A 13,317-nucleotide genomic window follows, 5' to 3' on the forward strand; every position below is an offset into this window, starting at 1 on the left:
ACTGACTGTTCCCCCAGCGCGTCCGCATCCAGGAGTGCTCACATGAGGCGTCGCCGCCGCTCCCGTTTAACTTTGGGCCTCGTGCTCGCGCTCTGCGTCCCCGCCTCCGCGGCCTTCACCGCACCACAGGCGGCCGGCGCGGCGACGACGCTGCCGAACGGCTTCTCCGAGCAGATCGTGCTGTCCGGGCTGACGCACCCGACCAAGCTCGTGTTCTCTCCTGACGGACGGGTCTTCGTCGCGGAGAAGGGCGGCACGATCCAGGTCTACGACAGCCTGTCCGACCCGACGCCCACCCTGTTCGCCGACCTCAGCGCGCGGGTGCACGACAACGAGGACAAAGGCCTGCTCGGCCTGGCGCTGCCGCCGAACTTCCCGTCGAACCCGTCCGTGTACGTCACGTACACCGCCACCACGCCGATCGGCGGCGGCCTCGACCTCGGCGACACCTGCCCGACCCCCGGCACCGGTTGCATCGTCAGCGGCCGGCTGTCGAAGCTCACCGCGAGCGGCAACACGTGGACCGGCACCGAGCAGGTGCTCATCAACGACTGGTGCCAGCAGTTCGAGACCCACTCGATGGGCGACGTGCGCTTCGGCCCCGACGGCGCGCTCTATGTCAGCGGCGGCGAGGGCGCCAGCCCCGTCTTCACCGACTGGGGTCAGCAGGGCAACCCGGTCAACCCTTGCGGCGACCCGCCCGGCGGTGTCGGCGCGGCGCTGAGCCCGCCCAACTCCGAGGGCGGCGCCCTGCGCTCCCAGGACGTGCGGACGCTGGGCGACCCGACCGGGCTGAACGGCACCATCATCCGCGTCGACCCCGTGACCGGCGCGGCGAAGACCGACAACCCGCTCTACAACGCGACGACCGACCCGAATGCCCGGCGGATCGTGGCGTATGGCCTGCGCAACCCCTTCCGCTGGACCTTCAAGCCGGGCACCAGCGAGATCTGGATCGGTGACGTCGGCTGGCGGACCTGGGAGGAGATCAACCGGCTGCCCAACCCCCTCGCCACGCCCGTCACCAACTTCGGCTGGCCGTGCATGGAGGGCAACGCGCAGCAGCCCGGTTACCGCGACGCGAACCTGAGCCTGTGCACCACGCTGTACAACACCAACATCGCGACCGGTCCGGTCTACACGTACGGGCACCACCAGCAGGTCAACGACAACGACGGCTGCCCGACCGGCGGCTCCAGCCCGACCGGCGTCGCGTTCTACCCGACGTCCGGCGGCGCCTACCCCGCCCAGTACCAGGGCGCGCTCTTCTGGGGTGACTACGCGCGCCGCTGCATCTATGCGATGCTCCCGACGAACGGCACCCCCGACCCGAGCAAGATCCAGACGTTCGCGCCCGGCGCGGCGGGCCCCGTGGACCTGGAGATCGGCCCCGGCGGCGACCTGTACTACGTCGACATCGACGGCGGCACGGTGCGGCGGATCAACTACAGCGCCGGCAACCAGCCCCCGGCTGCGGTGATCGGCGCCGACAAGACCTCGGGCGCGCCGCCGCTCGCGGTGCAGTTCAGCTCCGCCGGCACCAGCGACCCGAACGCCGGCGACGTCCTCACGTACCAGTGGGACTTCACCAATGACGGCACCTATGACGCGACCGGGCCGACGGCGGGCTACACGTACACCACGGCCGGAAACTACGCAGCCAAGCTGCGGGTCACCGACGCGGGCGGGCTGTCCGACACCAAGACATTGCAGATCCTCGTCGGATCCGACGCGCCCGTGCCGGTGATCGACACCCCGGCCACCGGATTCACCTGGGCAACGAACGACACGGTCAGCTTCACAGGCCACGCCACCGACGCGCAGGACGGCACCGTCCCGGCGGCGAACCTGCACTGGCAGCTGATCCTGCAGCACTGCGCCGCGACCGACAACTGCCACCAGCACTACATCAGCGAGGTCGACGGCGCATCCGGCTCCTTCATCGGACCCGACCACGAGTACCCGTCCTACGTGGAGCTGCGGCTCACGGCGACCGACAGCAGCGGGCTCAGCACCACGGTCAGCCGGCGGCTGGACCCGAAGACCGTGAACATGACGTTCAACTCCGTGCCGAGCGGGCTCAACGTGACCGTCGGCTCGGTCTCCGGCGTCACCCCGTTCGTCGCGACGGTCATCCAGAAGTCGACGCAGACCGTCTCCGCGCCGACGCCGCAGACGCTCAACGGCACCCAGTACACGTTCGGGTCGTGGAGCCAGGGCGGCGCGGCCACGCAGGTGATCACCGCGCCGACGTCGGCCGCGACCTACACGGCCACGTACGCGGCGACCGGCGGGGGGACGTGCTCCGACAGCTTCGGCTACGTCTGCACCACCGCGACCAGGGCGTTCGTCAACGCCGACACCACCGTGCTGGCCCTGACCGGCGACGACGCCGTGCAGCAGGTGTCCCTGCCCTTCCCGGTGAAGCTGTACGGACAGACCTACTCCACCGCGTGGATCGACACGAACGGGCTCGTCAGCCTGGTCAACCCCAACGGGTACAAGTGGGACAACACCACGCTGCCGAACCCGGCGCTGGCCAACGCGGCCGTCTACGCCTTCCACGACGACCTCGTCATGGACGGCAGCGCGTCGGTGCGCACCACCACGATCGGCAGCGCACCCAACCGCCAGTTCGTCGTCGAGTGGCGCAACGGCTACATCTACGGCAGCACCAGCCGGCGGATCACGTTCGAGGCGATCCTGTCCGAGAACGGCGACGTGATCACCAACTACGCGAGCCTCGACAGCGACATCGAGAAGGGCAACGCGGCGACCGTCGGCATCGAGAACGCCGACGGCACGGTGGGCCTCGCCTACTCCGTGAACACCCCGAAGCTCCTGTCCGGCCGGGCGGTCGTCTTCACCGCCCCGGGTGGGACGGCCCCGCCGCCTCCGCCGCCGCCGTCCACCGGGACGGTCGGCGGCACGGTGACGGTCGCCGGCGGCGGCGCCGTGGCCGGGGCCACCGTGACCCTCACGGCCGGCACGACGACGACCACGAACGCATCGGGTGGTTACAGCTTCTCGGACGTGGCCTTCGGCTCGTACACCGTGAGCGCCACCGCGAACGGGCAGTCGGTGTCCGCCGCGGTCACCGTCGACGGCGCCGAGACGCTCAACCTCACGCTGCCCGCGCCCCCGCCGCCGCCCGGCAACTACGGGGTCACGACGCTCGCCACGCCGTTCGTCGCCGCCGACGCCACGGTGCTCACGCTCACCGGGGACGACAACATCCAGCAGGTCACGCTGCCGGGGCCGGTCACCCTGTACGGGCAGACCTACACGACCGCGTGGATCGACACCAACGGCAAGGTCTCGTTCGTCAACCCGGGCGGGGCCTACGTGGAGCACTCCGCGCTGCCGTCGACCGCGGCGCCGAACGCGACCGTCTACCCCTTCTGGGACGACCTCGTCGTCGACGGCTCCGCGTCCGTGCGCACCGCGCTCGTCAACGGCTCGGTCGTGATCGAGTGGCGCAACCCGTACATCTACGGCAACGGCGTGCACAACCGGGTGACGTTCTCGGTCGCGTTCGCCGCCGACGGTGTCGTCACCTTCTCCTACTCCGGGCTGGACAACGACGTGGAGAAGGGCAACGGCGCCACCGTCGGCGTCGAGAACGCGGCCGGCACGGCGGCGGCGCAGTACCTGTTCAACCAGCCGCTGCTGACGTCCGGCACGGCGGTTCGCTTCACGCCGTGAGTTTGTGTCATACCTGGTTGCTAGGTTCGTGGGGTGCGATCTGAGGCGTCCCAGGTTCTGAAGAAGCTCGCTGGTCCTTCCGCCGAACTGCGGGAGGACCAGTGGGTGGCCATCTCCGCCCTCGTCGCCGAGCACCGGCGGGTGCTGTGCGTGCAGCGCACCGGGTGGGGCAAGTCGGCGGTGTATTTCGTCGCCACCGCCCTGCTGCGTGCCCGTGGGGCCGGCCCGACGGTCATCGTGTCGCCGCTGCTCGCCCTGATGCGCAATCAGGTCGACGCCGCCGCCCGCGCAGGCATCACCGCCCGCACGATCAACTCTGCCAACCTGGAGGAGTGGGACCAGATCACCGCGGAGATCGCCTCCGGCGGCGTCGACGTCCTGCTGGTCTCGCCCGAGCGGCTCAACAACCCCGACTTCCGCGACAACGTGCTGCCCAAGCTCGCCGCGACCACCGGCCTGCTCGTCGTCGACGAGGCGCACTGCGTCTCCGACTGGGGCCACGACTTCCGCCCCGACTACCGGCGGCTGCGCACCCTCCTGCTCGACCTCGCCCCCGACACCCCGGTCCTGGCGACCACCGCCACCGCCAACGCCCGCGTCACCGCCGACGTCGCCGAGCAGCTCGGCGACGCCCTGGTCCTGCGCGGCTCCCTGGACCGCGAGTCGCTGCGCCTGGGCTCCCTGACCCTGCCGTCGGCGCCGCACCGGCTCGCCTGGCTCGGCGAGCACCTCGCCTCGTTCACCGGCTCCGGGATCATCTACACGCTGACCGTCGCCGCCGCCCACGAGACCGCCGCCTATCTGCGCGCCTGCGGCTACGAGGTCGCCGCCTACACCGGCCAGACCGAGGGCGCCGACCGTCTCGCCGCCGAGGAGGACCTCCTCGCCAACCGGATCAAGGCCCTCGTCGCCACGTCCGCGCTCGGCATGGGCTTCGACAAGCCCGACCTCGGCTTCGTCATCCACCTCGGCGCGCCATCCTCCCCGATCGCCTATTACCAGCAGGTCGGCCGCGCCGGCCGCGCCGTCGACAAGGCCGACGTCCTGCTCCTGCCCGGCACCGAGGACCAGGCCATCTGGCGCTACTTCGCGTCCCTGGCCTTCCCGCCCGAGCCGCAGGTCCGCGAGGTCCTCGCCGTCCTCGCCGCGGCCGGCCGCCCCCTGTCCACCGCCGCCATCGAGCCCCGCGTCGAGCTGCGCCACACCCGCCTGGAGCTGATGCTCAAGGTCCTCGACGTCGACGGCGCCGTCCACCGCGTCAAGGGCGGCTGGGAGTCCACCGGCGCCCCCTGGCACCACGACACCGAGCGCTACGACCGCATCGCCGCCGCCCGCGCCGCCGAGCAGGACTCGATGCGCGACTATGCCGCCCTGACCACGTGCCGCCTCGAGTTCCTCCGCGCGACCCTCGACGACCCGGGCGCCGCCCCCTGCGGCCGCTGCGACACCTGCACCGCCCCCTGGTATCCCGCCGACATCTCCCCGGACGCCCTCGCCTCGGCCCGCGCCCACCTCGGCCGCACCGGCGTCGAGATCGCCCCCCGCAAGCGCTGGCCCACCGGCCTCGCCGCCATCGGCGTCCCCCTCACCGGCAACATCCCACCCGCCGAGCAGACCCTCCCCGGCCGCGCCATCGGCCGCCTCAGCGACCTCGGCTGGGGCGACAAGCTCCGCAAGCTGCTCGCCGCCCCCGACGCCCCCCTGCCCGACGACATCTTCACCGGCGTCGTCGCCACCCTCACCGAATGGGCCAAGGGCGACGACCCCTGGCCCACCCGCCCCTCCGGCGTCGTCATCCTCGGCTCCCAGAGCACCCCCACCCTCCTGCACTCCCTCGGCACCCGCATCGCCGCCGTCGGCCACCTGCCCCTGCTCGGCACCATCGAGCCCGCCCACACCGCCGACGCCGCCTCCCGCACCAACAGCGCCCAGCGGGTCCGCGCCCTGCACGACGCCTTCACCGTCCCGCCCGCCCTCGCCGCCCAACTCCCCACCCTCCCCGGCCCCGTCCTCCTCGTCGACGACCTGGTCGACAGCGGCTGGACCATGGCCATCGCCGCCCGCCTCCTCCGCCGCGCCGGCGCCCCAGGCGTCCTGCCGTTCGCCCTCGCCCTGTCCGCCTGACTTCCCCCACCCCAACCCTCCTGGCGCCGCCCCCTCGCGGGGCGCCCGGCCTTCGCGTGTCTGGCCTTCGTGTGTCTGGCCTTCGTGTGTCTGGCCTTCGTGTGTCTGGCCTTCGCGTGTCTGGCCTTCGCGTGTCCGGTCCTCGCGGGTGTCTGGCCTTCGTGTGTCTGGCCTTCGCGTGTCCGGTCCTCGCGGGTGTCCGGGCTCCGCCTGGACCTGGACCAGTTGGCCTGGACCAGTGGCCTGGACCCGTTTGGCCCTGGCCCCATCGGCATCCTGGCCTCGTCGGCCGGTGCTCCGGGCCCTGCCGGGCAGCGCACCGGACGCGAGTGCCGGTGGCCGGTTCGGCCGATGCGCAGCGGTCTCGCGTTGGCCGGGGCGCTGCTGGGGTGGCTGGCGGAGCGATGCGTCCACCGTTCCGCACACGTCACACCTATGCCCGGCTCCGTCTGGGCCCTGCCTCGGTCTGTGCCCCGGCTCCGTCTGCGTCCTGGACTCGTCGGCCGGTGGCCCGCCCCTACAAGGACACCGGGCGCGGGTTCCGGTGGCTGCTTCGCCGCTGCACAGTGGCCGGATCGGCGCGTCCATCGTTCCCCGCATGTCGCACCTTTTGTTCCACCCCGGACCGTGCCCCGTCATGACCTGTGCCCTGCCCCGGTCCGCGCCTCGGCTTCGTCGGTGTCCTGGCCTCGTCGGCCGATGCCCCAGCCCTGCCAGGCAGCGCACGGGACGCGAGTGCCGGTGGCCGGTTCGCCGATGCGCAGCGGCCGGAGCGGCGCGTCCGCGGTTCCGCATACGTCGCACCTGCGGGCTCGGTTGTCTGGACGGCCCGCCGACGAGACACACCCACGCGCGGACCGTCGAGCCTCCTCGATCATGCTCTGTTGGCAGGGTCGGGTGCCGTCTCGACGTCGGTTGCGAGCCACTCGGTGATCGAAGTCGTCGGCGGGCCGTGCGGATGGCCGTTCGTATCCTTCGATCAGCAAGGCGCGACCGTGCCGACCCTCCCGGCGAGGCTGGCCCGGCCCGGGGACAGATCGAAGTCGTCTTGCGGCCGTGCGAGCGACCAACGCGCGCTGTTGATCATAGCAAGGCAGCGTGCGGCGGCGGCGCGCTCCGGAGCGTCCTTGCCGGTGGTCGTGCGTTCGGCCGCCGGCGAGCACCTGTCGCGGGTCCGACCCGCCCATGAATGGTGTTTGCCGTCCTCGGGTGTCGCCGCCGCTGGCGGGTAGCCGCCGGACGATCTTGCGACCGTGATCGAAGGACGGCGGTGGTCGTCCCAGTGGCCAGGGGCATCCTTCGATCAAGCGGGGCGGGGGAAGGTCGCCGTCTGGAGCGTGGCGCTCACCAGTCCATTCACCGATGCCGCGAACTTCGCAGCGATCCGGGAGGCACCGGCACCCACCCGGTCCGGCGCAGCGGCCAGGGTGGCTGGGCGGCCCGCGCACGACAGTGTTCCTGCCGGCGGCCGCGGTTCGGTGCCGACCGACGATCTTGCGACCGTGATCGAAGGACGGCGGCGGTCGTCCCGGTGGCCAGGGGCGTCCTTCGATCAAGCGGGGCCGGGAAGATCGCCGCTTGGAGCGTGGTACCCACCGGTCCAGTCATCGATGGTCACGACTTTCCTGCGATTCGGAGACCTTCACGGATCGAAGTCGCTGGCTGGTCGTCCGGGTGGCCGGCGGTCGGCGACCGGTGCGCCGCTCGCGAGGACGTCCACGGCGTGGGCCGGCTGCGGACCCCGAGTCCGGTGCGCGAGATGGGCGCCATCAGCGGCGAAGATCGTTGTCCGGTGCGTGGCCTCGCTTGAGCGAAGTCGTCGGCGGGGCGCTACTCGGGGGTGGTGGGGTCGTCTTCGGGCCACCAGGCGGCGCGGCGCATGTCGACCTTGTCGGACTTGAGGGGAGTGCCCTCCAGGGCGTGGCGGCGGAGGGCTTCCTGCTCGTGGCCAGGGACCAGGCGGCCGTTGGCGGCCACGACGCGGTGCCAGGGGACGCCGCCGCCGTAGTGGGACATCACGGCGCCGACCTGGCGGGGGCCGCCGCGGCCCAGGTACTCGGCGATCGCGCCGTAGGACATGACGCGCCCCGGAGGGATGCGTTCGACCACGGTGAGGACCAGTTCGGCATAGTCGTCGTCGGCCACGATATGGGAACCTACCGTGAGTGTCGGGGGGCGACGCGGCAAGATAGGCGGCGTGCGGGAACAGGTCACCGAGGCTCGACGGATCGTGGTCAAGGTCGGGTCGTCGTCGTTGACCACCGCGGCCGGCGGGCTGGACGGCAAGCGGGTCGATGCGCTCGTCGAGGCGCTGGCGGGCAGTCCGGCGGAGGTCGTGCTCGTGTCGTCGGGGGCGATCGCGGCGGGGCTGGCGCCGCTGGGGTTGTTGCGGCGGCCGCGGGATCTCGCGACGCAGCAGGCCGCGGCGAGTGTCGGGCAGGGGCTGCTGATGCGGGCGTACAACGACGCGTTCGCCAGGCACGGCAGGGTGGTCGGGCAGGTGCTGCTGACCGTCGACGACGTGACGCGGCGGGTGCACTACCGCAATGCGTACAGGACGCTGCGGCGGCTGCTGGATCTGCGGGCCATCCCGATCGTCAACGAGAACGACACGGTCGCCACGCAGGAGATCCGGTTCGGCGACAACGACCGGCTCGCCGCGCTGGTCGCCTCGCTGGTGCACGCCGACCTGCTGGTGCTGCTGTCGGACGTCGACGGTCTGTACACCGGTGACCCGTCGCTGCCGGATTCGACGGCCGTGACAGATGTGCGCTCGCCGGAGGACCTGGCGGCGATCGACGTGAGGCGGCCCGGCAAGGCCGGGGTCGGCACCGGGGGCATGGTGACGAAGGTCGAGGCGGCGAGGATCGCGACGACCAGCGGCATCCCGGTGGTGCTGACGTCGGCGCCCAACGCCGCGGCGGTGCTGGCGGGTGAGCACGTCGGCACGCTGTTCCACCGGCTGCGGGAGCGGCCGCAGGCGCGGCTGTTCTGGCTCGCGCACGCGACCAGCCCGCGCGGGCGGCTGCACCTGGACCCGGGTGCGGTGCAGGCGGTCATCCAGCGGCACGCGTCGCTGCTGCCGGCCGGGATCACCGCGGTGGACGGGAGGTTCGCGGCCGGGGACCCTGTGGACCTGGTGGACGTGGGCGGGGTGGCGGTCGCCCGCGGCCTGGTCAACTACGACGCGACGGAGCTGCCGCCGCTGCTGGGCCGGTCGACCGGGGAGCTTGCCAGGGCGCTGGGTCCGGCGTACGAGCGGGAGGTCGTCCACCGCGACGACCTAGTGCTGCTGTAGGAGCCTGCCCACGCCGCCGCGGCGCGGGTCGCCGGCCGCGCCTGCCAGGCCGACGGCGCTGACCCCGCCGAAGTAGTGATCGAGCCGGTCCCAGCGCTGGACCGCATAGCCCGCGTCGGCGAAGGGCGTGGGGTCGCAGCCGGGCTCGACGTGCACGCGCCGGGTGCCGTCGGCCGACACCGGGTGGAAGCGGGGGCGGCGGATCGCGGTCGTCATGTCGTCGCCGTGCACCAGGACGTTGGTGAGGGTCTGGATCAGCGCGGTGCGGATGCGGGTCGCGCCGGCGGAGCCGATCGCCATCACGAGACCGCCGGCGGCGTCCAGGACCACGGTCGGGCACATGCACGACGCCATCCGCTCGCCGGGCAGCGTGCCGGGGCGGATGAGGTCGCCCTCGCCGAGCATCGAGTTGAGGTGGACGCCGAGGCCGGGCAGCCACACCCCGGCGCCGATGCCGAGCGTCATCGTGATCACGCAGGCGTTGCCCGTGGCGTCGACGACCGAGATGTTCGTCGTGTCGCCCAGCCGCTGCGATCCGTACACCAGGAGCGCGTCGGCAAGCTCGAGCGGGGTGAAGCCGGACGGCAACGCGACGATGGTCCGGATCGTCTCGTTGAGGTCGGAGCGGGCCAGGACGCGGTAGGGCCCGAACGGCGCGGCGGTCACGGGCACCTGCAGGACCCGGTAGGAGGCGAGGTCCCGCGGGCTCAGCACGCCGCCGCCGGCGCGGACCTGGGCGAGCATCAGCTGCCCGATCCGTCCGGTGTAGAAGGCGGACGGGCCTTCCTCCGACAGGATCCCGAACGTGGCGTCCAGCCCGGGGTGGTGCAGCAGGTCGCCGCCCTCCAACAGGCGGCCCTCCGGCGCGTACACCGCCGAACCGAACCCGGGCAGCATCGCCGGTGCCAGCGACACCAGGGTGCGGGCGTGCGGGCCGGGCAGGAGCACGCCGCTGTGGGCCAGGTTGAGCGCCGGCGCGACGACCCGCTGCCACGGCAGGCGGCCCCAGCGGCGGTGGATCTCGCCCGCGCCGGCGGGGATGCCGGGCACGCCCACGCTGGAGGCACCGATCTCGTAGCGCTGCGGTACACCACCGAATGAGATCTTGATCGGCACCATGGGTGCGGCGGGGGCGGTGCTGTCCAGGCCCGGGACCGAGCAGAAGAAGTCGAGGCAGGAGGTGGCGCCGGTGGCGGCGTCGAAGTACGTGGCGAACCCGCCACCGGCCAGGCCGGTCAGGACGCTCTCCGCGGCGCACCCGGCGAGCATCGCGGCCACGGCCGCGTCGGCGGCGGACCCTCCGGCCGCGAGGACCCGCAGCCCGACCTCGGTCGTGGCCGGGTGCCCGGCGGCGACTCCCGCCGGGACCGTTGCCCGGGGGCGTGACTGGGCCTGCAGCAGGGCGGTCGACAGCGGAGGTTCCTTTCCGAGATGGTGATCGCTAGCATTCGTGGACCATGGCCCCAGTCGAGCAAACCCAGGTCCTGCCCGGAGGCGTGCGGGCGGGCTACGCGCTCGGCTCGCTGGTCACCGGCGCGTTCGGCACGGTCCCTGGCCTGCTCCTGCTGCCCTATCTGACGGACACGCTCGGCGTCGCCGCCGGGATCGCCGGGCTGCTGGTGCTGGCGCCGAAGGCCTGGGACGTGCTGATCAATCCGGTTGCCGGGAGGATTTCCGATCGTACTCGCACTTCGATGGGTGCCAGGCGGCCATTTCTGCTCTTCGGCGGCCTGGCGCTCGCGGTGCTGTTCGCCGGCATCTTCGCCGCGCCGTTCGACCGCAATGCCGCCTACGCGGCCGTGATGTTTCTGCTCGCGGCGACCGCGTTCGCGTTCTACCAGGTGCCGTACGTCGCGATGCCCGCCGAGATGACCGACGACTACGCCGAGCGGACCCGGCTGATGAGCTGGCGGGTCGCCATCCTCGCGGTCGCGATCCTGGTCTCCGGCGCGCTGTCGCCGATGGTGACGAAACAGTTCGGCGGCGGCATCCCCGGGCACCGGGCGATGGGGGTCTTCGTCGCCCTGCTGATCCTGGTCGGCACGCTCGGCTCGTTCTTCGGCACGCGCGGCGCCCCGGTCGGCAAGGTCCTGCCGAGCGAGCCGTCGTTCGCCGCGCAGCTGCGGGTCGTGCGGGCCAGCCGCCCGTTCCGGCTGCTGCTGATCTGTTTCGTCGTGCAGGCCGCGGGCATCGCCACGATGCTGGCCGGGGTCAGCTGCTTCGCCACGCAGATCCTCGAGTCCCCGGACACGGGCGCGACACTGCTGTTCGCGTGCTTCGTCGGCCCGGCGCTGCTGGTCATGCCGCTGTGGACGCGGGTCGGTGAGCGCGTCGGGAAGCTCAAGGCCTATGTGCTCGCGTCGGTGCTGTTCGCGGCCGCCGCCGCGCTGCTGGCCCTCGCCCCGTTCCTGCCGGCCGCCGCCGTGTACGTCCTGACCGGGCTGGTCGGCAGCGGGTACGCGGGCCAGCAGGTCTTCGGCATGGCCATGCTGCCGGACTGCATCGCGTTCGACGCGCAGCGCACCGGGCGCCGCCAGGCGGGCGTCTTCACCGGCCTGTGGACGGCGGGCGAGACGTTCGGCATGGCGCTGGGCCCCGGCGTGTTCGCGGTGCTGCTCGCCGTCTTCGGCTACGTGTCCAGCTCGTCCGGGGAGGCCGCCGCCCAGTCGGGCACCGCGAAGCTCGGCGTGCTCATCGGATTCACCCTGGTACCGGCCGTCGTCGTGGCATCGGCACTCATCGGTCTGCGAGGCTACGACCTGGACGAGCGGCGTCTGACCGAGGGGGTCACGTGAAGGGTGTTCCGGCCGAGCAGGTGCTCAAGGAGCTCGCGGAGCTGCGTGAGGGGGACCTGCCGACGCACGGCGGGCGGCTGTTCGCCTACGTCTACGACCCCGCGGTGGCCGGGCTCGACGAGCTCGCCGCGGCCGCGTACGCGTCGTCCGCGCACGTCAACGGGCTTGACCCGACCGCGTTCCCGTCGCTGCTGCGGATGGAGAACGACCTCGTCGGCATGGCCGCGGCGGTCCTGGGCGGCGGGCCGCAGACGGTCGGCAGCGTCACCAGCGGCGGCACCGAGTCGCTGATCCTGGCCGTGAAGGCGGCCCGGGACGGCGCGCCCCACATCGCCGAGCCGCGCCTGGTGATGCCGGTGACCGCGCACGCGGCCCTCGCGAAGGCCGCGGCCTATCTTCGGGTGGCGTTGGATGTGGTACCGGTGGGCGCCGACCTCCGCGTCGACCCTGCCGCTGTCGCGGCGGCGATCGGGCCGGACACGGTGCTCGTGGCGTGCTCGGCGCCGTCGTACGCCCACGGCCTGATCGACCCGGTCGAGCCGATCGCGGCCGCGGCCGCCGCCGCCGGGGTCCGCTGCCACGTCGACGCCTGCTTCGGCGGGTGGACGCTGCCGTTCCTGCGGCGGCTCGGCGAGCCGGTCGCGGCGTTCGACCTGTCCGTCCCGGGCGTCACCAGCATCTCCGTCGACCTGCACAAGTACGCGTACACGCCGAAGGGCGTCTCGGTCCTGCTGCACCGCGACGAGGCGCTGCGGCTGCCGCAGTACTTCGGCTACGCCGACTGGCCCGGCTACACGATGGTCAACCCCGTTATCTCCTCCACCCGCTCCGGCGGGCCGATCGCGGCCGCCTGGGCGACGCTGCGGCACCTCGGCGACGACGGCTACCTCGCGCTGGCCGACACCACCCGGACCGCGGTGCGTGGCCTGGCCGCCGCGGTGTCGGCCGTCGACGGGCTGGTCCTGCTGCCGGTCGAGTCGACGGTGGTCGCGTTCCAGTCGGCCGGTGTCGATCTGTTCGTGCTCGCCGACGAGCTGGCCGCCAGGGGCTGGCACACGCAGCCGCAGTTCCAGCACGGGGACATCGCGCCGTCGGTACACCTGACGGTGACCGCGTCCGTCGCGCCGCGGGTGTCGGAGTTCGCCGCCGACCTCGCCGCGTCCGTGGACGCCGCCCGCGCGCTCGGGCCGGTCGAGCTGCCCGACGGGATCTTCTCGCTGGTCGGCGACGTCTCGTCGCTGGCATCGGCGCTCGGGGTCGGGTCCGGTTCGTCGGTGCTGCCGTCACGCATGGCCGTGATCAACACGTTGCTCAACGCGGCGCCACCGGCCGTGCGCGAGCAGTTACTGGTCGCTTTCCTCAGCCTGCTGCAGCGGCCGACGAGCGTAGGCTGAC

General features: G+C 72.5%; 7 protein-coding genes. 5 read left to right on the forward strand and 2 right to left on the reverse strand.

All coding sequences use genetic code 11. The features are described from left to right. Positions 1–81 precede the first annotated feature (81 nt). Entirely contained in the window at positions 82–3,705 is a 3,624-nt protein-coding gene (locus OHA72_RS12950; RefSeq protein WP_327011546.1) for a PQQ-dependent sugar dehydrogenase, read from the forward strand. A 33-nt stretch (positions 3,706–3,738) separates the two neighbouring features. Continuing rightward, positions 3,739–5,829 carry a RecQ family ATP-dependent DNA helicase gene (locus OHA72_RS12955; protein WP_327008090.1) on the forward strand — a complete coding sequence of 697 codons (2,091 nt, stop codon included), beginning with the start codon at positions 3,739–3,741 and terminating at the stop codon, positions 5,827–5,829. Positions 5,830–7,659: 1,830 nt separating this feature from the next. Here the strand turns inward: OHA72_RS12955 and OHA72_RS12960 are convergent. After that, positions 7,660–7,974 carry an MGMT family protein gene (locus OHA72_RS12960; protein WP_327008091.1) on the reverse strand — a complete coding sequence of 105 codons (315 nt, stop codon included), beginning with the start codon at positions 7,972–7,974 and terminating at the stop codon, positions 7,660–7,662. Positions 7,975–8,026: 52 nt separating this feature from the next. Between OHA72_RS12960 and proB the strand changes: the two genes are divergently transcribed. Next, entirely contained in the window at positions 8,027–9,127 is a 1,101-nt protein-coding gene (proB, locus tag OHA72_RS12965) for a glutamate 5-kinase (protein ID WP_327008092.1), read from the forward strand. On the opposite strand, the gene OHA72_RS12970 is transcribed toward proB, so the two are convergent. After that, entirely contained in the window at positions 9,113–10,396 is a 1,284-nt protein-coding gene (locus tag OHA72_RS12970; protein WP_327011547.1) for a gamma-glutamyltransferase, read from the reverse strand. The genes proB and OHA72_RS12970 overlap by 15 nt on opposite strands. 188 nt (positions 10,397–10,584) lie before the next feature. Here OHA72_RS12970 and OHA72_RS12975 point away from each other — a divergent pair, with 188 nt between their 5' ends. Beyond that, positions 10,585–11,922 (forward strand): MFS transporter, encoded by a 1,338-nt coding sequence (locus tag OHA72_RS12975; protein ID WP_327008093.1) that lies wholly within the window; start codon positions 10,585–10,587, stop codon positions 11,920–11,922. Then, positions 11,919–13,316 carry a pyridoxal phosphate-dependent decarboxylase family protein gene (locus OHA72_RS12980; protein ID WP_327008094.1) on the forward strand — a complete coding sequence of 466 codons (1,398 nt, stop codon included), beginning with the start codon at positions 11,919–11,921 and terminating at the stop codon, positions 13,314–13,316. The genes OHA72_RS12975 and OHA72_RS12980 overlap by 4 nt, the downstream gene beginning before the upstream one ends. The last annotated feature ends 1 nt before the right edge of the window (position 13,317 follow it).

It is taken from the genome of Dactylosporangium sp. NBC_01737 (genome assembly GCF_035963215.1).
GTDB lineage: Bacteria > Actinomycetota > Actinomycetes > Mycobacteriales > Micromonosporaceae > Dactylosporangium.